A 24,539-nucleotide genomic window follows, 5' to 3' on the forward strand; every position below is an offset into this window, starting at 1 on the left:
CTACGCCGGTTCGATCTCCCGGATCTCCCGCTGCTCCCGGGCCGAGCGATAGGCGGCCTCGATCACTCGCATGAGGCGCACCTGTTCCTCGGAGCGTTCGAGCGCACGCTCACCGATCACCATACCCGCGAAGCGATCCAGGAGGCGCCGGTACCCTGCGAGGTAGAGGTTCTCCTTGGTCGACTGTCTCGGCGTGACATCGAGGGGACGCCCACCCAGCTGACGATGCATGGTCAGGGGGGGAAGCCAGCCCGAACCCTCGCGACCGAGCACCCGGGCGTGGTATTGGTCGGAGTCGGCGAACAGGCTCCAGCTCGCCTCCAGCGAGATGGCGATGCCGGAGTCCGATTCGGCGAGCAACACGGCGGCGTCTTCGACCTCGTAGTCACCCGTGAGCGTCACCGCAGTGACACGAGCCACCTCCGGGTACCCCACCAGCCAGAGGCACAGGTCGAGGAGTTGCACGCCGAGGTCCATCAGCGCTCCCCCGCCCGCCTCCGCGCGCCGCTGCCGCCAGGGCGTGCGCGCCAGCGCCACCTTGCGGTTGAGAACGCTGCCGGAGACCGAGTACACGGGCCCGAGCTCTCCCCCGGCCACAAAGGATCGCAGCGCCGTGACATCGGGCCGGTAGCGGTGGGACAGGCCCACCATCAGGGCACGGTCGTTGGCCTTGGCGGCGTCGATCAGGCGCTGCGCCCCGGCGGCCGTGAGCGCGATGGGTCGCTCGACCAACACGTGCTTGCCGGCGTTCAGGGCGGCCAAGGCCTGGGCTTCGTGCACGTGGTTGGGCGTGGCCACCACCACGGCGTCAATGCCGTCGTCCCCGATCAGGTCGGCGTCGTCGAGGACCTGTCCGATCTCGAAGCGGGAGGCCACTTCCCTCGCCTTCAGTGAGTCCGTGTCCGAAACGGCTACGACCTCGACATCGTCCCGACCCGCGAGCAGAGGCAGGTGTGCGACCTGGCTCACGGCTCCGGTCCCGAGGATTCCGATGCGAATCCCCGCCTGGCTCATCGCGTGCGCTCTCCGGGTAGAGGCTCTCCGAACATGACCTGCGCGCCCAGGCGGAACTCGAACGCCCTCAGGTCCTCCAACAGATTGTAGCGGGCAATGCCGTACACGCGCATCCGCTCCGACATGGGGACTTCGAGACCCCCGTGTGCGTTCAGGCCCACCGTCCACGAGTCCAAGAGGTCCTCGACGAACGTGCCCTCGATGGCCGCACCCGATCCGTTGAGGAAGTGGGCCGTGGCCCCGACGCCCGCCAAGCTCAGCACCCCCAGGGACGGGATGGCCCAGACGAAGTGGCCATCCAGACCGACCGCCAGATCGGACCAGGTGATGCTGCCGAGGTTCACCGTGGGCGCCGGCGTCCCAGCGGGAAGCTCCTGCTCGATGAGCGCCTGCACCTGATCCTCCAACTCCCGAACCTCCCCCGTCTTGAAGTCCGAGGACCAGTAGCTTGCATGGGGGACGATACGGAAGCTGGGTCCCAGGTATCCGAGATCGACCCGACCGCCGACACTGAACGCCGACTCTACGCGGTTGGGAGCCAGGAATCCGACGTCGATTCCAATCCCGCGGAAGGAGAGGTTCTCGTAGTCGAACTCGCTCAGATCGGGACGCTGGGCCTCGAGGGGCCCTGCTGCCAACGCCCACGCCGCCAGCGCCACGCCCCACACCGTTCCCCGCCTCGTCACCACGTGCGCCTCCTCATCGGGTTTCCATGCTCAGAACACTACCCACCAGATCATGCTCGTCGGCATCCACGATCTCCACGCGCACGAACGACCCGGGCGTGAGATCGAATCCTGCAGGTCCGCGCACCAGGTGCGTGACGCCGTCAACATCGATCGCCTGTCCCGCTGTCCGCGCCACGAAGGCGTAGTCGCGATCGTCCGGAGTGGCGTGATCGATCAGGGCCACCCGCTCGCGCCCGAGCTGTTCGAGATTGCACCCCAAGGAGATGGCCGCCTGTCGCTCCAACAATTCTTCGAGCCGCTCCCGCTGGAGGGCGTCCGGAACCGGATCGGGGAACTCCGCGGCGGGCGTCCCCTCCTCGACCGAGTACGTGAACGCCCCCACCCGCTCGAAACGCACCTCCTCCAGAAGGTCCAGGAGCGCCTGGAAATCCTCGTCGGTCTCTCCGGGGAAGCCCACGATGACCGTGGTGCGCAGCGTGAGATCCGGGATGGCGTCCCGCAGCCAGGACACCCGCTCACGGATGGTGCTCTGCCGTTCGGGGCGCCGCATGGCCGCCAGGATCCGGTCGCTCCCGTGCTGCAGCGGTAGATCGAGATAGGGGAGCAGGCGGGGCTCCGTGGCCAGCAACTCCACGAGCTCCCGGGTGATCCCCGAGGGATACATGTAGAAGAGCCTGAACCACGGGATCTCGCTTCCGGACAGCAACGCGCGCAGCAAGTCCGGTAGCAAGGGCGCTGTCTCTGACCGTCTCCGCAGATCCCGCCCGTACCAGGTCGTGTCCTGGGAGATGATGTTCAGCTCCCGCACGCCCTGGCGACCCAGCAGAGCTGCCTCCGCCACCAGGCCCTCCAGCGGCGCAGAGCGATGCAGCCCCCGCATGTCGGGAATCGCACAAAAGGCGCAGGTATGGTCACACCCTTCAGAGATCTTCAGGAACGTGGTGTAGGGCGTGGCCCCGGTCAGCACGCGCAGCGGTCGCTCCATCAGGGGGACCGGCGCGTCGTCCAGGAGCTGACGTTCCCGAAGCTCCGGGACCAGCCGGTCCATCTCGGTGAGTCCGAGGAACAGGTCCACCTCCGGAAGCGCCTCCTCCAACTCCGACTTGTAGCGTTGGACCAGGCATCCCACCGCCACCACCGCCCGGACCCGCCCACCGTCCTTCAGCTGGCAGGCCTCCAGCAGCGTCTCGATCGACTCCTGCTTCGCTGCGTCGATGAAGCCGCAGGTGTTGACGAGGACCACGTCCGCATCCGCCGGATCCGTGGCCACGGATGCGCCCATGCCGACCAGCGTGGCCAGCAGACGTTCCGAGTCGACCGTGTTCTTGTCGCACCCCAGGGTGACCAGGCCGACGCGGGTGCCCCGCGCCGAGCCCGCATGCGCCTGTCCCAGCGTTGGAGCGGCGGACGCTCCTGCCAGGGGCTCCAGCGGAAACACCGGGAGCGCGCGCGAACGACCCGGTCGCGCGCGCGCGGAAGGCTCCGCACTCAACGGATCACCACCGTCGCGCCTGGCGGAGGATCGAAGGCGAAGTCGGCAGGAGACAGGGCCGGATCGAGCCGGATCCGGTCGAGGTCGAGCGTGCGCACCGAACCGTTCTCCTGCTCGATACGGATGCGCCGGATCCAACTGGCCGCCGCGTCGAGCCAGACGTCCACCAGCGAATAGCCGGTGTTGGCCTGTAGCGGCTGCAGACGCAGATGACGCGTCGCCACCCCTCCCACGGTCTCGGCGCCGACGAGCGTGGGTGCATACTTCACGCCGGGGTCCTCGAGGAACTCACGGTGGAAGTCGATCGACTGCGATCCCTCGGCCATCTGCATGCGAATCACCTGGCCCGGTTGGGCGCTGGGCAGGTACATCCACAGCCAGGTGCCATCGGCCACGATGCGGTCGCCCTCGGGATCGGTGAACCGCATCTGGAAGAAGTTGGGATCCAGTTGGCACACCTCCCCTGCAGCAGAGGTGGTTTGGCGCAGCAGAGGGACCTCCAGCGTCTGCCGGAAATCGGCACACAGCCCCGTCAGTCGCTCATAGCGCACCGACGCCTTCTCCAGGATCGACAGCGCCTCCGAGTCGGCCTGGGCCCCCAGAGCGGCGGGTATGCACACGAGCGCCAGGGCCATGGTCGCCCGTGCGCTCTGCGCGCGTCGAAGCCAGCGTGGGTCGCGTGACACGCCCTCTGCTCCGGATCGAGGGGGTTCAGCCGTCCGCGGGGCTCGCCCGGGTCGGACCGTCGCCGCTTCTACACGCCGGTTCCGGCGGCCGTTCCTGGGGGTGGGTCCACCCATCGGGACCCTGCGCGCCCCGCACTGCTCAACCCCCGTCCAACCCGCTCAGCAGCAGCTCCAATCCATCGTGCCCGATCAGCACGTCCCGAGGCTTGGATCCATCCGGAGGACCGAGCACCCCCGCCTCGTGGAGTTGGTCCACGATCCGAGCGGCCCGTCCGTAGCCGATGCGGAGCTTTCGCTGCAGCAGGGACGTCGAGCCCTGCTTGTGCTGGATGCATACCTCGGCCGCCGCACGGAAAAGCTCGTCGAAGGCAGCCGCCGCACCGGTGTCGAGATCGAGTTGGTCCGTGTCCTCGGCCTCGCGGGAGCGAACCACTTCCAGGATGTCCTCTTCCGTGCCGCCGTCATCCGGCTCCGCCTGCGCTTCGAGCTGGCGGGCCCGCTTCTCCTCGCGCAGCTCCCGGTACCACTGCATGAGGGCGTCCGTCTCTTCCGTGGAGATGAAGGCTCCCTGCATGCGGACCGGCTCGCTCTGGCCGGGGGGCAGGAACAGCATGTCGCCGTTGCCCAGCAGCGCATCGGCGCCGTTCTGATCCAGGATCGTGCGCGAGTCGGTCTTGGACGCCACCCGGAAGGCGATGCGCGTCGGGAAGTTCGCCTTGATCAGGCCCGTGATGACGTTCACGCTCGGGCGCTGGGTGGCGACGATGAGGTGGATGCCGATGGCACGGGCTTTCTGCGCAAGCTGTGTCAGCGGCTTCTCCACCTCGCTCTGCACGCTCATCATCAGGTCGGCCAGCTCGTCGACCACGACCACGATGAACGGCATCACACCGTCCTGATAGATCCAACGATCCGGATCTCCTTCTTGTCCGTCGGGCTCCGCGCGGCGCAGCACCACACCGGACCGTACCCGCTTGTTGAACTCGGCGATGGATCGGACGCCGTTCAACGACAGCAGCATGTAGCGGCGCTCCATCTCCAGCACCGCCCACTTGAGCACGGCCGCGGCGTCCTTGGGATCCGTCACCACCGAGTGCCGCAAGTGCGGCAGATCCGAGTACGTGGAGAGCTCCACCATCTTCGGATCGATCATCAACAGTCGCAGTGTCTCCGGTGTGTGCCGGTAGACCAGGCTGGTGATGATGGTATTCAAGCACACCGACTTTCCCGAGCCCGTGGCGCCGGCGATCAACACGTGGGGCATCTTGGCCAGGTCGGCCACGTACGGTTGGCCGTTGAGGTCGCGCCCCAACCCCAAGGGGAGACTCCCCCGCCCCGCCTGGAAGGCACGCGCTTCGAGCACGTCGCGCAGGGGCACGGCCAGCGGCTCGGGATTGGGGATCTCGACCCCGACGGCGCCCTTCCCGGGGATGGGGGCGACGATGCGGATGCTCTTGGCCTTCATGGCCAGGGCCAGGTCGGCGTCGAGGTTGGCGATGCGGTTCACCTTCACCCCCGGCGCCGGCACCACCTCGAACTGGGTAACGACCGGTCCGGTGGTGCGCCCGCCGAGCGTGCACTCCACGTTGAAGCTCTTGAGCTTCTCGACCAGGACTTCGCCGAGGTGCTCGAGCTCCTCTTCCATCCCCTGGCGCTCTTCGTCGGGAGGCGCGAACAGCAGGTCGAGGGGCGGCAGAACCTGCGGACCCTCCAGGTCCTCCTCGTGCGGCGCCTGCACGGCCGGGATCGGCTCCTTCCCGCCGCGCCGACCCGGAGCCCCGTCTCGAACGGGGGGCGCTGCCTCGAGTTCTTCGTCGTCGACTTCTTCCTCTTCTTCCTCTTCTTCCTCTTCCTCTTCCTCTTCGTCCTCCTCCCACTCCTCCTCGTCGTCGAAATCCTCGTCCTCGAGCTCCTCTTCCTCCTCTTCGGGCTCGGTCACCACCACGTCGTCCGGATCCGTCTCGTCATGCGTGGCCAGGTCCGGATCTAGGGGCCGGCGTCCGCCGCGGGCCGGCCGCTCGCCCGGTCCCGGGGCCACGCGCAGAGACTCGCGTGCGCGAACGGCGGTGCGCCCGATCACGCCGCCTCCCTGCACCAGGGCACGCCCGATGGGGCGGACCGGACTTACCCGCAGGGTGGCCACCACCAGGGCGAGGAACGCGACGCCGCAGAGGATGAGCGCACCGACCCAGCCGAAGGCGGTCATGAGCGGCTGCGAGGCCCAGGCGCCCCAGGCGCCCCCCCCCGTCCCGGCGGGCGCGATCACCTGCCAGGCCACCGGAATCAGGAGCAGGAGACCGGCAGAGAGGGCGGCCGTCCGCACGGCGCGGTGGCGGGCCAACCAGCCCCCCCGCTCCAGACCCAGCGCCCCCAGGGCCAGGGTCACCAGCGCAGCGGAAACGCCGAATGCACCGTCGAGCGCGACGAACACCCACCGACCCACCACACCGACCACGTTCCCCGACGGAAACCACTCTCCGCCCCGCTCTCCCAGCCACGAAACCGGGAACAGCGAAAGACCCACCAGCACGGCCAGCGCGATCAGCGCGTAGGCGAGGATCTCGCTACGCTGCTCGGCGTCCAGCCACCCCTCGGTGGCCTCCGAGCGCTTGCGGGAGGCTCCTTTGCGAGAACGCTTTCGGCTCACGTAGGCAGTCGAATCACTCGGTCATGCATCTCGGGCGCCAGCGCGTGACGGTCGCGCTGCGCCACGAACGGAAGGTCATCACCCAAGCCGATCTCCACCACGGCGCGGCCCGCTGCGGTGGCCCCCAGCGTCCCTTCGTCGCAGGTGAGAGAGGTCGCCAACTCCTGGGCGGCCCGCGCGGCGTCGTTGAGTCGAACCTCCCCCCCCCGATGGTCGGACAATGCCGCCACCAGCAGCCCCCCGCAGAGAGCGTCGTCCAACGAAAACCGATCCTGGCGACCCGCGCACACGATGGAGACCCGATCCGACTGGGCCGCCACTGCCGCCGCGGCCGAGAGGTTCAACAGGGAGGCGGAAACCACGCGGTCGGCCTCCGCCGCGGCGAGGAACGCTCGGGTGCCGTTGGTGGTGGTCATGACCAGGGACTGCTGGGCGACCTTCTCCGGCAGGAACTCGCGCGGCGAGTTGCCCAGATCGAACCCTTCGATCTTCAGCCCCCGTCGCTCTCCGCACAGGAGCGTGCTCTCGCGGCCCAGTTGGTTGGCGAGCCGCAGGGCCTCCTCCGTGTCCAACACCGGGTAGACAGCGCGCGCCCCGTTGGCCAGGGCCTCGGCGATGACGCTGGTCGCGCGGATCACGTCGATGACCAGCGCGGTGGATCCTTGCACGGCCTGCGGGTCGACCTCGGGAATGGTGAAGAACAGGTCGATTCTCACGGGCGTCCCTTCATCCGATCGATGAATCCGGTGTCCACATCGCCACGCAGGAAGCTCTCATCGCGGGTCACGCGCGCCAGGAAGTCGATGGTGGTGGCCACGCCTTCCACCACGAACGTATCCAACGCGTTACGGGCCCTCGCCACCGCCTCCTCGCGCGTGTTCCCGTGCACGATCAGCTTGGCCAGGAGCGAGTCGTAGTAGGGGGGAACCCGGTAGCCCGAGTACACATGCGTGTCGAGGCGGACGCCCGGCCCTCCCGGGGGGTGGAACGTGGTCACGGTACCGGGGGACGGTGCGAAGTTCCGATCGGGATCTTCTGCGTTGATCCGGAACTCGATGGCGTGCCCACGCAGCACCGGCGGCCCCTCGGGAATGGAGAGCGGCTCGCCCGCGGCAACGCGGATCTGTTCCTTCACCAGGTCTACGGAGGTGGTGACCTCGGTCACCGGATGCTCCACCTGGATGCGGGTGTTCATCTCGATGAAGTAGAACTCCCCACTGGCGTCGAGCAGGAACTCGATCGTTCCTGCGCCGACGTACGCGATGCTGCGGGCCGCCTCCACTGCTGCCTCACCCATGCGGGCGCGCAGCTCGGGCGTCAGCGCCGGCGAAGGAGCCTCTTCGATCAGCTTCTGGTGGCGGCGCTGGATGGAGCAGTCGCGCTCGCCGAGGTGGACGATCCGGCCCTGTCGGTCCCCGAACACCTGAAACTCCACGTGGCGGGGCCGCACGACGAGCTTTTCGAGATAGACGCCCGAATCCCCGAAAGCGGCCTGGGCCTCGCCTTGGGCCTGCTTCAGGAGGGTCTCGAACGACGAGCGCTCGTGCGCGACGCGCATCCCCTTCCCGCCACCACCCGCCGAGGCCTTGATCATGACGGGGTAGCCGATCTCGTCGGCCAGGCGGGCGGCCTCACGAGGGTCCAGCACGACCCCATCCGACCCGGGAACCGTGGGCACGCCCTGCGCCATCACGGTTCGGCGAGCCGTGGCCTTGTCGCCCATCGCCCGGATCTGCTCGGGCGTGGGCCCGATGAACACCAGCTGCGACCGCTCGCAGATCTCGGAGAAGTCGGCGTTCTCGGCCAGGAAGCCGTAGCCCGGATGGACGGCCTCCGCGCCCGTCACCTCGGCGGCGGCGATGATGCGCGGAATGTTGAGATAGCTCTCGCGCGGCTGCGGCGGTCCGATGCAGACGGCTTCGTCGGCGAACCGTACGTGCAGGGATTCTCGGTCCGCCTCCGAGTAGACCGCTACAGTCTCCAATCCCAGCTCGCGGCACGCCCGGATGATCCGAAGCGCGATCTCGCCGCGGTTCGCGATCAGGACCCGTCTGAACACGGTGGGATCAGCCGGGCCGGACGCGGAACAGGATCTGCCCGTACTCGACCGGTTGGGCGTTCTCCACGCAGATCTCGACGATGGTGCCAGGAATCTCGCATTCCATCTCGTTCATGAGCTTCATCGCCTCGATGATGCAGAGCGTGTCTCCCTTCCCCACCGACTTCCCGACGTCCACGTACGGCGGCGCGTCCGGAGCGGGCGCCCGGTAGAAGGTGCCGACCATCGGCGACGTGATGTCCTTGAGGGTCGGGTCACCGCCGCCACCCGCCGCCGGCACCTCGGGCGCGGCGCCGGGCGCGGCCGCAGCCGGCGCCAAGGCCGGGGCGGGCGCATAGGTCGTGACGGGCATCGGCGCGGCTCCCCCGTACTCCGGGGACTTCGCCAGTCGGATCCGGGTCCCCGAGCGCTCGATCTCCAGCGAGTCGAGGGTGCTCTCTTCGATGAGCCGGACCAGTCGTTCCAGGAAGTCGAGATCGATCATGAGCAGATCGGGGCAGAAGGGGAGCGCGCCTCAGTCGTCACACACGCGTCAGGTACTTGTCTTCACGGCGGTCGACGCGGACCACGTCGCCGATCTCGATGAACAGCGGCACCTGGACCACGGCACCAGTCTCGAGCGTCGCCGGTTTGGTACCGCCCTGGGCCGTGTCGCCGCGCACTCCCGGATCGGTCTCCGTGATCTGGAGCTCGACGAAGTTCGGGAGTTCCACGCTCAGGACGCTGCCGTCATGGACCAGCCCTTCACACTCCATGTTCTCCTTCAGGTACTTGAGCTGGTCGTTTCCGATCACATCCCCCGCGATAGGGATGAGCTCGAAGGTGTTCTGGTCCATGAAGTAGTAGAGCTCACCGTCCGCGTAGGAATAGGCAACGGGCCGGCGCTCCAAGCGAACGTCCACGATCTTCTCGCCTGCGCGGAACGTCTTCTCGACCACCTGACCGGTCAGGACGTTCTTGAGCTTGGTGCGCACGAAGGCGCCGCCCTTCCCGGGCTTCACGTGCTGGAAATACGTGATCGCCCACAGGACGCCATCGATGTCCAGCACCATGCCGTTACGAAAATCCGCAGTCGAAGCCATCGCTCGAGGAGAATGGAGGAGTGAGGAAGCTCAGCGTGAGGCCGAGAGGTATCCGACGAGCCCCCTGAGCCCCAGAAGGTAGCTGTTTGCGCCAAATCCGGCGACGGTTCCGACGGCCAGCGGAGACAGGTAGGAGTGGTGGCGAAAGGGCTCGCGCGCCTTCGTGTTGGAGAGGTGCACCTCTACGAATGGTCGCCCCACTCCCGCCAGGGCGTCCCGCAGCGCGATGCTCGTATGAGTCAGGGCCCCGGGGTTGATCAGGTACCCATCCGCCCCAGCAGCGGTGGCCTCGAGGTGGTCGAGGATCTCGCCCTCGTGATTGCTCTGGAACGAGGCGACCTCCACATCCAGACTGGTCGCGACCGCCGCCAGGCGCTCGTCGATCTCCGCCAGCGTGATCGTTCCGTAGACCTCCGGTTCCCGGGTCCCCAGGAGCCGGAGGTTGGGTCCGTGGATCACCTCGATCCTCATGCGTCCAACCCTTCGAGCCAGCGCCGGAACTCGTCGTCCACCTCTTCGCCCGTGCGATCCGGCCCCAGTTCGCGGATGGGCCGGGTCTCGGGAGCCAAGTCGGCCACCGGCAGAGCCTCCGGGCTCAGCTCGGACACCGGCACACGGTCCGGGCCCAGCGCTTCGACGGGCCGAACCTCGGGGCCCAGCGCCTCCACCGGAACGGCGGTGGCACGTTCCTGGGCGGCAGGCTCGGGTTGCGGGGCCGGAGCCTCCAGACCCTCCAACTCGGCGAGGCGCTCACGAAGCGCCGCGCTCTCCGGAGCCCGCGCCACCAGCTTGCGAAAGAGCTCGATGGCTTCGGTGCGCAGCCCCTGCGCGATCAGGAGCTCCGCCATCGTGCGCGTGAGGAGCTCCTCGCCGCCTGCCGACCCGGCCGCTCGATCCTCGTACTCGCCCCGCTCTGCTTCCTCGCTCGCCTCCGCTTCCTCACGCGCTTCGACCGCCGTGGCGACGGGGGGCGACTCACGGTCAGCCGGCGGGGCTTCGGGAAGAGCATCCGCAGCAGCCCCCGCGGCCTCCGCCGTCGGGGGCTCGCTCCCGGCCTCCAAGGCCTCGCGCTCGTCGATGGTGCGAAGCAGCTGCTCGGCATGGTCCGCCCGCTGGGGCTCGACCGCGCTCCAGCGCAGGGCCCACGTGCGGGCGCCGTCCAGGTCACCGGCTAGAAGAGACGAACGGGCCCCCTCCTCGAGCGCTCGCGCGTTCTCTGGATCCAACTCGAGGACGCGGGCGAACAGGGCGGAAGCGCCCGGCAGGTCTCCCAGGTCGACCCGGACCCGCGCCGCTACCAGCTGCCCCGACGAGAAGTCAGGCCAGACGGCACATCCCCGCTCGGCCACCTCCCGGGCTTCGGTCAGGTGACCGCCACGGCGCAGCGCCTCGGCCAGCGGGGCGAAGGCCCGACCTTCAGGGTCGCGCTCGGTACCCACCAGCGCGCGCAGCTCGTCGATGTCGAGGGCTGGCTCCATATCGCGCCAGGGGATGTGGAAAGGGCCCGGCCCGCCAAATCCGGCGGCGGGTGGAGCGGAGCGCGCGAAGATAGGCCAGGGGCCGGTAGAGGGTCAACGCGCGGCCCAGGCGCACGGCGTACCCCGCTCCGTGCGGGGCCCCAGGGCCGGCCGCGGTAGCCCGCTCGTCCGCACGGGCACCCCACCCTGGAGCGGCCCGTGTGGTCGCGACCCTTCACTTCCTGGCCGTGTATGTACCACGTCCCCGAATCCGTTGAGGGGGCTCCCTCGCGGGATTAGGTTTGCCAACCCGGTTTTCGGGGCGTTCGTCCGTTCGGCTCGCGGCCGCAAGGCCGCCAGGAGGGTTGTTCCTGCCATGATGCGTCAGCTGCGCGAGAGCACGAAGTGGATCATGCTGGCCACCGCGCTCGCATTCGTCGGCCTGATGGTGTTCCAGTGGGGAATGGACATCACGGGTCAGAGTGGGGGTGGGTTGGGCACCATCGGGCGGGTCAACGGAGTCCCCGTACCGTTCGATCTCTACGAGAGCACCCGACGCAACCTCTACGACCAGATCGCCGCCAGTCAGGAAGAGCCGATCACCAGCCAGCAGAGCAAGGAGATCGAGGACCAGGCCTGGGACGAGGTGGTGAATCAGATCCTGATCGGTCAGGAGCTGGAGCGCCGCGGTATCACCGTCACCGACGAAGAGATCAAGAGCGCGGCCAACTTCTCTCCGCCTCCGCAGCTCCAATCCGACCCCGCCTTCCAGACCGACGGTGCCTTCGATCTGCAGAAGTACCAGACCTGGATGGCCGGGCTGCCTACCGACGTGCTCCTGGAACTGGAGGCCTACTACCGGTCCATCATTCCGCGCGGCAAGCTGCTGCGGCAGGTCGGCTCAGGCGTATTCCCGAGTGACGGGGAGCTGTGGCAGGCGTGGAAGGACCGGAACGAATCCGTGCGTATCCGCTTCGTCGCGGTCGATCCGGCCGACGGGGCCACCGAGGACATCGCGGTCAGCGACGGGGAGATCCAACGCTACTACGACGGCAACCAGGACGAGTTCGAGGTTCCGGCTCGCGCTCGACTGGAAGTGGTGGTGCTGCCCAAGACGCCCACGGCCGTCGACTCGGCCGCGGCCCGCACACGAGCCGATTCTCTGCGCGGGGCGATCGAGGCAGGCGCGGATTTCGCCGAGGTGGCGCGCACGCAGTCGACGGATCAGGGCAGCGCCTCACTGGGAGGGAGCCTGGGGACGTTCGCCAAAGGGCGCATGGTGGCCCCTTTCGACTCCGCGGTCTGGGCAGTGCGGATCGGACAGGTCTCCGCCCCGGTGCAGACATCGTTCGGTTGGCACCTGATTCGAGTGGACGAGCGCTGGGCGGACTCGGCCACCGCCAGCCACATCCTGATCCCCGTGCAACGCACCGACGCGTCGGAGATCGCGCTGCTGACCCTGGCAGACTCGCTGGAGGCGCTGGCGGAAGAGCGCGATCTGGCGGAGGCGGCTCGTCAGCTGGGTCTGGGGGCGGACACGATCGATCTCACGGCCGACTTCCCCTTTGCGAGCGGCGCTGGGCGTATCGGTGAGGGCATGGACTGGGCGTTGGAGGAGGCAGAACCCGGAGAGGCCAGTCCGGTCTTCGAGACGAGCCAAGCCTTCTACGCATTGCAGCTCGTCAGCAAAGAGCCGGCGGGCGTGCTCCCTTTGGCGGAGGCACGCAGCATCATCGAGCAGCGGCTTCGCCTGGAGAAGCAGATGGACGCCGCCGAGGCCCGTATCCGTGAAGCTGCCGCCGGCGCCAATGGTTCGCTCGACGCGCTGGGCAGCACTCTGGGCACCGAGGTGCGCGCTCCCGAGGCCTTCACCCGCACCGACTTTGTGCCGGTGTTGGGGCGTCAGAATCGCGCCGTCGGCACCGCGTTCGGAATGAGCCCAGGCCACCTCAGCGACCCGATCCGAACCGACAACGCGGTAGTGGTCCTGGAGGTGCTGGAGCACGTCGCCGCGGACTCGACGGCGTTCGAGGCGCAGAAGGAGGGCCAGCGCCTGGCTCTGCAGCAGCAGGAGGCGAGTCTCCGTCTGCAGGAGTGGCTGGAAGGGTTGCGCGCCGAGGCCCGGATCGTGGATCGCCGTGATGAGGTGTTGCGGCCGGCGGACGAGCAGCCGCTTCCCGGGACCATGGGGGGCCCGTTCGGATCACGCTGAAGCGACCAACGCATTGGAAGAAGACGAGAACGGGGCGGGCGCTGTCTCCAGCGCCCGCCCCGTTTCGTTGTCGTACCTTGGGCCGACATCGATGTCGACGCGTACTTATCGGTCCGGCGCGAACCGCCCGCCGGGGCGCGGCTCGCTCAGCCGCCCGCGACGGTCAGCTCGAGGTGGTCAGCTTCCGAGGTTCCCCGCTGGCCGCCTCGGACTCGGACGCTTTGGCCTGTTGAGGCGGCAGCGCCCGCTCTTCATGCTTCAATTCCCGCTCGATCTCCCGGACCGAGCTCTTGAACTCGCGAATCCCCTTCCCCAGGGACGACCCGATCTCGGGCAGCCTCTTGGCGCCGAAGACGAGAAGCGCGACCAGGAGGATGAGGAGAACCTCCCACATCCCGAGTCCACCGAAACCCATGGTACCCTCCAGGGCCCGGGGAGCGCCCCCGGAGCCACATCGGAAATCGTGCGACCCTTGCTCAGATCAAGGACCGGGCGATCAACCAGACGCCCCCGATCCCGATCAGGGTCAGGACATTCAAACTCAGTTGCAGGGGACCGATCGTAAAGGCCACAGCCACGAGGTCGATCGAGAACGGCCCCAGGGATGCTACTGCCGAGACGGTCAGGAAGGTCCGAGCCGCGCTCTCGGGCAGGAACAATTCGCACAACTGGGTAAGAAGCCCCCCGAGGAAAAGCCCCAGGATCAGCGTCCAGACCAGCCGGGAGCCCGTACGGCGCGCCTCACCGAGCCTCGGCTTCACAGGCTGCGATCCACCGCGTAGGTCACGGAGTCGCGCAGAGCATCCAGGGCCGCACCCGGTGCCAGCCCCGCCAACGCCTCCAGCGCCTCCTCTGCGAACGCCTGCGCGCGGGCGCGGGCATACTTCAAGCCCCCCCGCTGCTCGACGATCTCGACCACGCGCTCGATCTGCTCGTCCGCGGGATCGACCTGGTCGAAGAGGGCACGAATCTCGGTGAGCTCGGCCTCGCTCGCGTGTCGCATGGCCTCCACCAAGGGCAGCGTGACCTTGTGCTCACGCAGGTCGTGGCCGGTCGGCTTGCCGGTCACCAGCTCCGAGCCGGTGTAGTCGAGCAGATCGTCGGCGATCTGGAAGGCCATGCCGAGGTTCTGACCGTAGCGCGCCAGGGGCTCGCGGTACCGATCCACGCCCGCCAACGCGCCCATCTCGCAGGCCGCCCGCATCAGAGAGGCGGTCTTGGCCGCGATGAGCGCGTAGTAGTCGTCCTCACTGAACTCCAGCGCGTCGTAGGAAGTGAGCTGCCGCATCTCGCCCACGCTCATCTCGTTGGCGGCGGTCGCCAGTGCGCGTAGCGCCTCCAAGCGTCCCAGTCCGGCCAGTTCGGTCACGGCCCGGCTGTAGAGGTAGTCGCCCATGATGATCGCCACCTGATGCGTCCAGAGAGCGTTCACGGTGGGCAGCCCCCGGCGCAGCACGGAGTGATCGACCGCGTCGTCGTGGACGAGGGTCGCCAGATGAACCAACTCGACCACCGCGGCGAGCGTGACCACGTCGTCGGCGGGTTGATCGCCAACTTGGCTGGAGAGCAGAAGCAGGGTGGGGCGCAGCAACTTCCCCCGCATCAGCAGGAGATGGTCGTTGACGCCCTGGATTTCTCCGAAATCGGTGCGCACGACGCGACGGAGCTCCGCCAGCACCTGGCTGAGCCTGTCCTGCACGGGGGCCTGAATGGCCGCTAGCTGGGCGGCGGCCTCTCGCAGGAGAGGCCCCGGCCGAGCGCTGGACTGCATCGATTTCGAGCTTCGGTTGGGGTCCGTTTACCGAAGCGAGCGAAGCCGTTCCGTCACGTCCTGGAAGTTGATGTCGAGAGAGAACACCTTCTCGTAGAACTCGACCGCTTCGTCTCGCTGGCCGAGCTCCTCGTGCGCGCGGCCGAGGTAATAATAGATCCCCAGGAGCTCATCCTCCACATCGTGGGGCAATTGGGTGGCCCGACCCAGCGACCGGACGGCGAATTCGGGCTGCCCCTTCTCCATGAAGCACTGCCCCAGCATCTCGTAGGTGGCCAGGTTCTTCCCGTCCGCCCGCAGCGCCAGCTGGAACTCGCTGATGGCCTCGTCCATGAGGCCCATCTCCCGATAGGCGGTGCCGAGATCGTAGTGGGCCCGGACGTCTCCCACGTCCACGTGCTCCGCCACCTTCGCCTTGAATTGGCTGAGCATCTCGCGGAAGTCGAAGTCCTCCTCGGTCGCCGGCTCCTCTGCCTCCACCGTCCAACGTGTGGTCTTCTCGACCCGGTCGATGACCATGGAGCCCAGATCGACGTAGGCACTCTCGATGACCGGCTGCTCGACCGAAGCCAAGTAGATACTGGCACGCTCGTTAGATGGGTCCACCTCGAGTAGCTTCTCGTATACGGCCCGGGCCTCGGACTCCGACCCGCTACGCTCCAGGCACTCCGCCAGCCCCAGGTAGGCGGCCACCCGCATGGGCTGGTCACCGCTTCGGTTGGCGTATTCCACCCGCCGCTGATGGTGGGACAGTGCGTCCGGCTCCATCTCGATCAGGGTGGCCACGGCGGCGGAGGCGCGGTCGAAGCGCATGGCTTCGGCGAAGGACAGGTAGGCCTCCTCCAGCGCCGTCTTGGCCTCTTCGGTGTCGCCCTCGTCGCGGAGCCGGGCTGCCATCCCCAACCAGGTCTCGCCGTCTTCGATGGGGCCCTCGTCGTCGTCCACCTCGGAGCCCCAGGCGGTCTCCACGGCGACGGCGTCTTCGACGGACGGGGCGGCGGGCTCAGTGTCGGCGTCGTCCTCGTCGACGGAGATCCAGGCATCCTCCAGCCCGGCCGCCGCCACGACCTCCTCGTCATCCTCGAAAGCCGGCGCGTCTCCGTTCCAGGACTCACCGCTCTCCCAGGCCCCCTCGCTGTCGAGCTCCAGGGTGGGGAGCGGATCGCCTTCCTCCCCCTCCCCGTCCTCGGATCCCCAGGTCAGGCTTCCCGCGGGCCAATCGTCCTCCGACCCCGACAGCGTGGACTCCTCGGAACCGGCCTCGGAGAGACCCCAGGCCTCGTCCGTGGCGGACGCGTCGCCGGAGGCATCCCACGCCTCGACCGGCAGGGAGTCCTCCACGGCCGGCTCTTCCCAGGCGGTCGTCACTGGCACGCTGAAGGAATCCTCGGCGACAGCCTCCAGCGCCTTTCCGGCCTCGAGGGCATCCTCTTCCCCTTCGGCCACGAGGGCATCCTCCTCCCCTTCGGCCTCGAGGGAATCCTCCTCCCCTTCGGCCTCGAGGGAATCCGCTTCCTCTCCGGCCTCGAGGGCATCCTCGACGATCAGGGTCGATTCCGCCACGTCCCAGGCGTCCGACTCGCTGGCAGGCTCTTCCTCGACCGCCAGGTCCAGGGAGGGCAGCGGGTCCACGGATCCCTCGTCCTCTTCCCAGATGGACTGCTCGAAGCCACTGGAGGTCTCGAGGTCGAGCCCTCCGTCGGCGAAGGGTGAGCTCGCAGCGTCGTCGGAGGATCCGAGGTGGGTGTGCTCGATGTCCAACGAACCGTACGGTGCGTCCTCGTCCACGCCGAGGGTTTCGGCGACCGCCTCGTCGACCAGTCGCTCCGCGCTGCCTGCGTCGGCATCCGTCGCGCCACTGTCGAGCGAGTCGGTCAGGGACGTCGTCTCAAAGGCATCGTAGTCGTCGGTAGCGTCGGGCAGCTCGGCGTCCGGAGCGATCTCACGGAGTCGCTCCTCGATGGCGGCTGCCGCCTCGTCCTGCCCCGACCGGGAGAGGGTGACCCAGGTCCGTGTCAGATGCTCGACGGCCTGGTCCCCCTGCTCGTTGGCCTGGAGCTGACTGACAACCATGAACTGGATGTCGAGGTCGGAGGGTGCGAGCTCAGCGAACTCGGTGAGCGCCTGCAGGGCCGCGGGCAGATTGCCCTCTTGCTGCATGACTTCCGCATAGCGGAGGAAGTTCTCGCGGGCGTCGACCAGGAAGCCCTGGCTCGCCCGGATCTTCCCCATCTGCAGGAAGACATCGGTGCGATAGGGGAGATTCCGGAGAATCTTCTTGAGGATGGCGATGGCGTTGTTCGGGAGCTCGCTCTCGAGGTAGAGCTTGACCGCCTGCTCGTAGTACTCGAGCGCCCCCTCGAGATTCCCGAGGCGGGTGCTGAGATCCCCAGCGCGATTGTAGAGCCCCAGGTCGGGCTGGTCCTCGCTGCCGTGTCTCTGGATCGCCTGCACGTACAGGGAGAGGGCCTTTTCCCACTCCTCCTCCTGCTCGTGCCCGCGAGCCTGCTCCTTCAGCGCTTCGATGCTCATGCTCTTCGGCTTCCGCTCCTTGGCCCTCTTCCCCCGGATCGGGGTCCACCCTCAAAAGCCTGCGGCCGACGCCCCCTTCAGGCGGGTCCGCCATGACCCCCAGAAGGGGCCCCGGCGCCACGTCGACACTCGAGGATCCTCGGCCCGTCCCCATAAACCCCTGGGCCGAGCCCCTCCACATACACGTTCCAGGCCAGAAGCGGATCGGCCGTCGCCGGGCGGGCCCTGGCGGGGGGTCCCACCCCCCCCGGGACCGTCAGAACGGCCCCAAATGGCGGCACACGGCAACCGGCCCCTGGAGCCGGCGCGCAGACGGCCCGAGTGGGAGGCCCCGTCTGGGCTCCGCAGGTGGGAACGGGGGGCGTGGACGACGGGAACGCCGTTCCGGTCCGGGCGCGACGAGGGGGCCAGGTCGCCGACCCGGCCCCCTCCCCACACCACTGCCGAGAGAGTCGCCTCAGCGGACCGGAGTCGGGATCCGCCCCCGCGGGTTCAACGCCGGATTTCCGGGTTGCAGCTGATACGACCAGTCCAGGACGACCAAGGCGTCCCCGGCCTGGTCGAAGCCGGATCCCTGCACGCGGATCGCCCCGTAGTGGGTCTGGCCATCGTCACCCAGCACGCGCATGGGATAGGTGGTTTGGTCCAGCAGCGGCACATCCTGAGTGGTGTACCCACCGGCCGGCGCGACTTCCACGGATACACAGTCCGGATCCGCGCCCACCCCGCAGGTCAGGGCCGACGTGGCGAACCCCTGGGCGTGGATCTGCGTACCCGGGCCCGGGACCAGCCACAACCCATTGGCATCGACCTCGAGGCGGAAATGCCGCTCTGGAGCGTCGCCGCGTACGACCGGGCTGATCTGGTCGCTTTCCCGGAAGCGGAAGCCGGCGTCGAGGGGCCGATCCTCGAAGGCGTACAGCAGCTCCCCCGTGTAGTCCGGGCGCGGCGTGCCCGACGCCGATGCCGAGAGCACGCTCTCATGCCCGAACTGGTCGACCGCCGCGACGCGGTAGGTGGAGGTCTCGCCGTTCACGGCCAACAGATCCACGAACCCCTCGGAGTCCGTCTCCCCGAGCAGGAAGCCCCCCTGGCCATCATCGAGGTAGAGGCGGTAGAAGGAAAAGTCGGACGCCTGTCGGGCGTTGGACCCCCAGGTGACGAAGGTGGCCTCATCCAGCCCCAGCACGTGAAGGCCCGTGGGGACCGGCGGAGGATCGAAGTCGGGCACATCCACCACGACGGGGGACGAGTCCGCCTCCTCCCCCGAGTCCGGATCGACCGCGGCCACGAAGTACTCGTAGCGCTGGCCCTCCACGATGTTCACATCCGCGTATTCGCAGACTCCTTCGGCGCAGCTCGTCACATCTGCGATGAGGAAGTACTGCGGATCGCTGGTGCGCTTGCTGTAGACGCGGAAACTCTCGCCGTTCCACCCGGACGCCAGTTCCCAGCGCAGGGTGACGGCGTAGTTGTAGTAGCTGCCGGTCAGGTGCAGCGGTGGATCAGGAACGCCGCCGGGCCCGAAATAGTTGTCGTCGCAGGCTCCCAGTGCGCCCAAGGCCAGGGCGACCGCCGCCCACCCCCATCGCTTCATCTGACACCTCCCAGGTCGGGTTCCACCCACCCGATGAGCAATGGGTGTACCGCCGCCAAAGGCAGCCAATTCCAAGGGATTTCGGGAGGGCGCCCCCTGCCCTGTCCACCGCGGAGGACAGGCTGGGTGCCAGGTCCGGAACACATGGGTGGCGTCGTCTTGCCCAGGGAGACGGTCCCGCAGGCCCCCGCAACCGCAGTCGGTCCAGCCGGCAAACCGGCGGTGTTTCGCCTAGCGCCGACCCGTCGCGTCCAAGCTCCGCTGCTCGTAGTCGAACTTCAGGTCCTGGTTGTCCTTGAGCTGGACCTCGAAGCGGAAGGTCCACGTCCCGGTGACCGTCTGGATGAAGTCGAAATGGGCGTCCCAGCGGTGTAGATCCCGCGTCAGACGGACGATGTGATCGAGGAAGCGGCCCTCCTCCCGGTCGTAGGAGGTGCGCCAGGTGACGTCCCAACTCTGGGTGGGACTGAAGTTCACGTTGGCGGTCAGCAACTCGCTGCGCTGCAACTCGGGATTGCGTGGGCGCTGCAGCGAATACTGGAAGCTGGCGTTGAAGCCGCCCCCGCCCCGGCGCTGCGGGCCGGCGCTGCGGAAGGGGTCCTGGGTGCGTGGAACGATGTTGACTTCCTCGGCTCCCGGCAGATCGCTGAGCGGATCGTCCGGCGGCGGCCCCTCTTCGGCCACTTCGGCTCCCGGCCTTCCCTTCAAGAACCCGAGCCACCGGAACAGGGCCGAGTTGCTTCCCAGGCTGAACCCCAGGTTGACCGTCGAGAGGTGCATGTCGAAGACCTTCTCGGTCGCGGCGCCCTCTGCGGGCGCTCGTTCGTCGAAGAGGTCCGTCGAAAAGCTCACGGAAAGACCCCGCAGGTAGTCCGAGGTGACGCGCCCCTGGATCTCCTGGTTCTGGACGCCCTCCTCCCAGCGGCCCAAGGAGTCGGCGCGGACGAAGTCGTACTGCACCGCGCTCAAGCTGAGTCCCAGCAGTTGCACGGGCTGCGTCCCGGGACCGGGCCGCTCCGGCTCCGGCCGCCCGGCCAGAGCGTCCGGCCCCGCGCGGGGGGGCGCCAGGGGCCGCTGTGGCGCCAGGCCGGTGGTGTCGTTGGCGATGGCGATGGAGTCCTGCACCGCCAGCGAATCCCGGAGCGACTGTACGCTGTCCGCCTGCCGCGCCGCGTCCTGATTGAGCTTGGCCTCGAAGGTCTGGTTCAGGGTGATCGCGATCTGGTTCTGACGGCGGATCTCCCGTGCTCCGGTGAAGACCCGCCGCTGCAGCTCGGTAGGCGTCACCGCCGGCGCGTAGTCATAGTCGAACGACGGCGAGATCTTGTGGCGAATTCGCTCGAAGCGCCCGAACCCACCCCAGAAGCCGTAGATGTCCGACTTGAGGGTGGCGCCGAATGAGGAACGACGAGGTCCGGCAACGAACTGCTCGGAGGCGTCGGGGATCTCGTCGGACCGCAGCAGCTGCCCCGACATGCGCAGGCGCGGCGTGAACGTCAGCGAACCCCCCAGAGCGCGCATCTGGTAGTCCAGCGTGGTGGACCAATCGACCGTAGCCTCCGCCAGGTCGGAGACTCCGAGGCTGACTGCGGTGTCGCCCGGTTCGAACAAGGAGATCCCTGGCACATCCCGCGTGATGCGCTCATTGAAGCTCACGCTCTGCGAAAAGCCGAACCCGCCCAGGTTGAAGCCCGAATTCAGATTGCCCCGCGTGTTCACCAGGTCCGCGTTGGCCCGGTTGAAGGTGCTGTCGGCGAGCAACGCCGGATTGTCCGTCAGGTCGCGCGTGAACCCCATGCCGCCCGACCAGGACAGGTTGTTGTACCAACGCTCGCGGCCGGTGGGTGCCTTGAAGAAGGTGAGCGGTGTCAGGGAGAGGGACACCGTGGGCAGGGTCATGGTGACCTTGTCATTGGACAGGAACTGCTTGCGGTTGGCTCCCACATTCAGAGAGCCCCAATCCAGGCGGCGCGTGAAGCGCGCGTCCGAATCGATGGATTGGATCAGCTCCAGCGGGTTGCGGCTCTCCCGTCGCACGAAGTCCGTGCTCGTGGCCCATGCCGCTCCGATGGCCAGCGAGGTGCGCTCATTGATCTCCCAATTGTTGGTGGTGTTGAGCGTGGTGTTGGTGCCGCCTTCTGCCTCCCAATACTGACGGTAGTTCACCCCACCCCGCAGGAACTGACGGGCCCAGAGGTAGTTGAAGCTCCCTTGCAGCGAGAAGAACCGTTCGCTGAACCAATCCATGGCGAGCTTGGCATCCGTGTAGTCCGACATGGCCCAATAGAAGCCCAGGTTCGAGACCCGGCGCCGGTAGCTCCCCGAGGTGCGAACGATGTCGTTGACGGAGAACGTCGGCGCCAACAGTCCGCTCGAACGTCCCTGCCCCAGCCCCTGGGCGATGAAGGGAAGCCACATCACCGGCACGTCGGCGAAGCGCAGCGTCACGTTGCGGGCCACGAACCAGTCGTCCGACAGCCACTTGATCTCGCCCGTGGCGAAGTGGTAGTGCGGCTCGTCCAGCTCACAGGAGGTGAACGAGATGTGGCGCCCCCAGAAGAGCCCCGGCTCCACGGAGGTCAGATCGCCGGCCACCCGCCAGTCCGCCCCCTCGTTGTAGACGGTGCGGGCTCCCAGCGCGGTGCCCCGGTCCTCGTTCAGATCGTAGATCAGCTGACGGGTGGTGAGCGGCTCCCCACCGGGCCGTTTGAACTCGGCCTCGCCCCGCGCAGTGACCAGGCCCCGCTCCTCGTCGAAGTCGATGGCGGTGTCGGCGGACAGCTCGAAGTCGTCCCTGCGCACCACCGGGCGGGCCCCCTCTGCGCCCAGAAGCGACAGACGGCGGTCGGCGGCACCGAAGGTGGCGCCCGCTCCTTCGTAGGTGGTGACCTCGTAGCCGGAAAGACGCATCAGCTCGGCCGCTACCGAGTCGAACGCAGCCGCGCCACCACGGGCCTGCGGGCCGCGCCCCGCCCGGGCCGCCGCCGTGGAGTCGTCCACCAGCAGCGCCGAGTCCAACCCTGGAGGCCGGGCGAGTTGGCGAAGCCGCTCGAAGACGCGGATGCGCGTGGAGTCGGGCTCCTGCGCCTGCAAGGGGGCGGCCGACAGCATCAGCGCCAGTACCCCCAGGAAGCGTGCCGCCCTCCGCTCCGCCGCCCCCCTGCTCCGCCTCATCCGCCGACTCCTACCGCTCCCTCCGGTGGTTCGTCGGACGCCGATAGGATCCGGTTCTCCCGGCGCCGGTGGATCACGGCGGACAGCCAGATGCTCACCTCGTACAGGAGCACCAGCGGGACCATCATCAACACCGTGAGCGTGATCACGTCTCCCGGCGACAGGAAGGACGCGATGATGGTATTGATGACCAGCGCGTGCCTGCGTTTGCTGCGCAGGAAATGCGGAGTCACCAGCCCCAGGGCGGAGAGGATCATCACCACCACGGGCAATTCGAAGACCACGCCGAACCCGATCAGCAGCTTGGTGACGAAGCCGAAATAGCGGTTGACCTCCAGCGTGCTTTCCAGGAACTCGCTCTGGAAGCCCAGCAGGAAGGGGATCGTCACCGGCAGGGCGATGAAGTAGGCCATGGCGGCGCCGGCCAGGAAGAGGAGGAGCCCGAAGTAGAGGCTGGGCACGATGACGCGCCGCTCTTCCTTCTCCAGAGCCGGGGAGAGAAAGCTCCAGACCTGATAGATGAGGATGGGAAAGGACAGGACCAGCCCCACGACCAGCGCCAGCTTGAGGGTGACGAAGAAGCCGTCCGTCAGCGCCAGGGCGATGAGCTTGGTGTCGGGCCGGAAGCGTTGCAGCGGGTCCAGCAGGATCTGGATGACGCCGAACCGCTGGACGATGAAGAACCCCAGCAGCGTCCCGGCGACCACGGCGAAGAGCGACCAGAGGATCCGCCAGCGGAGCTCTTCCAGGTGGTCCAGGAAGGGCATCTCACCCTTCGGGTTGATTCTCCGCTCCGTCATTCCCGTCCACGGGCAGCCCCAGGGGGAGCCCCAACTGATCCAGACTCGCCAGCTCGCGCCGCTGCCGGGCGCGAACCTCGCTCACGAAGTCCTCAAACTCGTCCAGATCCCGGAAGTTCCGGTACACGGAGGCATAGCGGACGTAGGCCACCCGGTCCACCTGCCGGAGCTGGTGCATGACCATCTCGCTGATGCGGGCGCTGGTCACCTCGACCCCGGCCGAGCGGCTCAGAGCGTCCTCGATGTCCTCGACGATCTGGTCGACCGTCTCGGCCGAGACCGGCCGCTTGGCGCAGGCCGCGTTCAGGCTCCGGAGGAGCTTGGCCCGGCTGTACTCCTCGGACTCCCCGTTGCGCTTGAGCACACGCACGGGTCGCTCCTCGATCACTTCATAGGTGGTGAAGCGGGCGCCGCATTGCTCACACTCGCGGCGACGCCGCACTGCGCGGCCCCCGCGGCTCAAACGGGTGTCTACGACCCGGGTGTCGGTCGCGTCACACGCGGCGCAGCGCATGGCGGGGGGGTGTCGGCCTCAACCGATCTCGGACAAACGCTCGCGCGCGACCCGCGCCGCGTCGGAGTCCGGATAGCCCGTCACCACCCGCTGGAAGTACCGCCGAGCCGCATCCGCGTTGCCCCGGTCCAACTCCAGCACGCCCACCCGATACAGCGCGTCGGCCGCGAGCGGGTCCGCAGGAAACAGCTCCGGAATCCGCAGGAAACCCGCGATGGCTTCCTCCACGTCTCCGTCCTGCGCCAGCTGATCGGAGAGGTAGTAGCGGGCCTCGGGCACCCGTTGGTGCGTGGGGTACTGCTGGATGAACTGCTCGAAGCCCATGCGGGCAGCGGTGGACGACCGTCGCTGATACGCCGAGTAGGCCGCATCGAACGCGGCATCGGCCTCCTCCGAGCTCCCCGCGGACGAGGGGCCCCGCGAGGAATCGTACTCGTCCAGACGCGCCCGTCCCGCCTCTACCTGATCGCGCAGCTGTGTGAGCGTGCGCTGGTTCACTCCCGACATCTCCTGGACCTGGATCAACTGGTCTTTGATGTCGAGCAGTTCTCGCTGCACGTGGCCGCGGAACTCGAAGGAGTAGTCGGCTTCGGACCGCAAGGTGTCACCGATCTGGTCCAGCTCTTCGAACAGCCGCTGGAAGATCGAGTCCTGGCGGGCGGACTGCGCGCGCATCTCGCCGCGCAGATCCCTCAGGTCACGCTTGGTGGCACAACCCGTCAGCAGCACGACCGACGCAAGCAGAACGGCGGCGCTCCTCCGCGCCGAGGCAGCGCGCAGCCACCCAATCACGAAGGAGCGCCGTTCCATGCG

General features: G+C 67.9%; 21 protein-coding genes. 1 reads left to right on the forward strand and 20 read right to left on the reverse strand.

The genetic code is table 11. The features are described from left to right. From R3E10_04890 to R3E10_04940, 11 genes are all read right to left on the reverse strand, one after another. The gene (locus R3E10_04890) at nt 1-1,014 is read right to left on the reverse strand and encodes a Gfo/Idh/MocA family oxidoreductase (GenBank protein MEZ4415069.1); all 1,014 of its coding nucleotides are present in this window, start codon (nt 1,012-1,014) and stop codon (nt 1-3) included. Continuing rightward, complete coding sequence (locus R3E10_04895) at nt 1,011-1,703, reverse strand: hypothetical protein (protein MEZ4415070.1); 693 nt, start codon at nt 1,701-1,703, stop codon at nt 1,011-1,013. Before R3E10_04895 ends, R3E10_04890 begins: the two co-directional genes overlap by 4 nt. Before the next feature lie 10 nt (nt 1,704-1,713). Further along, entirely contained in the window at nt 1,714-3,195 is a 1,482-nt protein-coding gene (rimO, locus tag R3E10_04900) for a 30S ribosomal protein S12 methylthiotransferase RimO (protein MEZ4415071.1), read from the reverse strand. Further along, entirely contained in the window at nt 3,192-3,881 is a 690-nt protein-coding gene (locus R3E10_04905; GenBank protein MEZ4415072.1) for an outer membrane lipoprotein carrier protein LolA, read from the reverse strand. The genes rimO and R3E10_04905 overlap by 4 nt, the downstream gene beginning before the upstream one ends. Nucleotides 3,882-4,020: 139 nt before the next feature. Beyond that, nucleotides 4,021-6,528, reverse strand: coding sequence for a DNA translocase FtsK (locus R3E10_04910; protein ID MEZ4415073.1), 2,508 nt, complete (start codon nt 6,526-6,528; stop codon nt 4,021-4,023). Beyond that, entirely contained in the window at nt 6,525-7,244 is a 720-nt protein-coding gene (locus R3E10_04915) for a 2-phosphosulfolactate phosphatase (protein MEZ4415074.1), read from the reverse strand. Before R3E10_04915 ends, R3E10_04910 begins: the two co-directional genes overlap by 4 nt. Further along, a complete protein-coding gene (gene accC / locus R3E10_04920) occupies nt 7,241-8,587 on the reverse strand; it encodes an acetyl-CoA carboxylase biotin carboxylase subunit (protein MEZ4415075.1) in 1,347 nt (448 codons plus the stop codon). The genes R3E10_04915 and accC overlap by 4 nt, the downstream gene beginning before the upstream one ends. 7 nt (nt 8,588-8,594) lie before the next feature. Beyond that, nucleotides 8,595-9,071, reverse strand: coding sequence for an acetyl-CoA carboxylase biotin carboxyl carrier protein (gene accB, locus R3E10_04925; GenBank protein MEZ4415076.1), 477 nt, complete (start codon nt 9,069-9,071; stop codon nt 8,595-8,597). Nucleotides 9,072-9,108: 37 nt separating this feature from the next. Next, a complete protein-coding gene (gene efp, locus R3E10_04930) occupies nt 9,109-9,669 on the reverse strand; it encodes an elongation factor P (protein ID MEZ4415077.1) in 561 nt (186 codons plus the stop codon). Nucleotides 9,670-9,699: 30 nt separating this feature from the next. After that, entirely contained in the window at nt 9,700-10,140 is a 441-nt protein-coding gene (aroQ, locus tag R3E10_04935; GenBank protein ID MEZ4415078.1) for a type II 3-dehydroquinate dehydratase, read from the reverse strand. Further along, nucleotides 10,137-11,147, reverse strand: coding sequence for a tetratricopeptide repeat protein (locus tag R3E10_04940; protein MEZ4415079.1), 1,011 nt, complete (start codon nt 11,145-11,147; stop codon nt 10,137-10,139). The genes aroQ and R3E10_04940 overlap by 4 nt, the downstream gene beginning before the upstream one ends. 355 nt (nt 11,148-11,502) lie before the next feature. On the opposite strand from R3E10_04940, the gene R3E10_04945 reads away from it, so the two are divergent. After that, complete coding sequence (locus R3E10_04945; protein ID MEZ4415080.1) at nt 11,503-13,338, forward strand: peptidylprolyl isomerase; 1,836 nt, start codon at nt 11,503-11,505, stop codon at nt 13,336-13,338. Nucleotides 13,339-13,501: 163 nt separating this feature from the next. Here R3E10_04945 and R3E10_04950 read toward each other — a convergent pair whose 3' ends face one another. The 9 genes from R3E10_04950 to R3E10_04990 all read right to left on the reverse strand — a co-directional run bounded on the left by R3E10_04950 (nt 13,502) and on the right by R3E10_04990 (nt 24,536). Then, nucleotides 13,502-13,753: a twin-arginine translocase TatA/TatE family subunit gene (locus tag R3E10_04950; protein MEZ4415081.1), complete on the reverse strand. Its 252-nt coding sequence runs from the start codon at nt 13,751-13,753 to the stop codon at nt 13,502-13,504. Nucleotides 13,754-13,814: 61 nt separating this feature from the next. Then, complete coding sequence (locus tag R3E10_04955; GenBank protein ID MEZ4415082.1) at nt 13,815-14,099, reverse strand: hypothetical protein; 285 nt, start codon at nt 14,097-14,099, stop codon at nt 13,815-13,817. Then, a complete protein-coding gene (locus tag R3E10_04960; protein ID MEZ4415083.1) occupies nt 14,096-15,109 on the reverse strand; it encodes a polyprenyl synthetase family protein in 1,014 nt (337 codons plus the stop codon). Before R3E10_04960 ends, R3E10_04955 begins: the two co-directional genes overlap by 4 nt. Nucleotides 15,110-15,136: 27 nt before the next feature. After that, nucleotides 15,137-17,641, reverse strand: a complete 2,505-nt coding sequence (locus tag R3E10_04965; GenBank protein ID MEZ4415084.1) for a tetratricopeptide repeat protein — start codon at nt 17,639-17,641, stop codon at nt 15,137-15,139. 457 nt (nt 17,642-18,098) lie between these two features. Next, nucleotides 18,099-19,238 carry a hypothetical protein gene (locus R3E10_04970; protein MEZ4415085.1) on the reverse strand — a complete coding sequence of 380 codons (1,140 nt, stop codon included), beginning with the start codon at nt 19,236-19,238 and terminating at the stop codon, nt 18,099-18,101. 231 nt (nt 19,239-19,469) lie between these two features. After that, on the reverse strand, nt 19,470-22,412 hold the full coding sequence (locus R3E10_04975; GenBank protein ID MEZ4415086.1) for a putative LPS assembly protein LptD: 2,943 nt from the start codon (nt 22,410-22,412) through the stop codon (nt 19,470-19,472). Continuing rightward, the gene (tatC, locus tag R3E10_04980; protein ID MEZ4415087.1) at nt 22,409-23,212 is read right to left on the reverse strand and encodes a twin-arginine translocase subunit TatC; all 804 of its coding nucleotides are present in this window, start codon (nt 23,210-23,212) and stop codon (nt 22,409-22,411) included. The genes R3E10_04975 and tatC overlap by 4 nt, the downstream gene beginning before the upstream one ends. Beyond that, nucleotides 23,181-23,726 (reverse strand): transcriptional regulator NrdR, encoded by a 546-nt coding sequence (gene nrdR / locus R3E10_04985; GenBank protein MEZ4415088.1) that lies wholly within the window; start codon nt 23,724-23,726, stop codon nt 23,181-23,183. Before nrdR ends, tatC begins: the two co-directional genes overlap by 32 nt. 18 nt (nt 23,727-23,744) lie before the next feature. Beyond that, on the reverse strand, nt 23,745-24,536 hold the full coding sequence (locus tag R3E10_04990; GenBank protein MEZ4415089.1) for a tetratricopeptide repeat protein: 792 nt from the start codon (nt 24,534-24,536) through the stop codon (nt 23,745-23,747). Nucleotides 24,537-24,539 lie beyond the last annotated feature (3 nt).

Source organism: Gemmatimonadota bacterium, from assembly GCA_041390105.1.
In the GTDB taxonomy this organism is placed as follows: Bacteria; Gemmatimonadota; Gemmatimonadetes; order Longimicrobiales; family Gaopeijiaceae; genus JAGQIF01.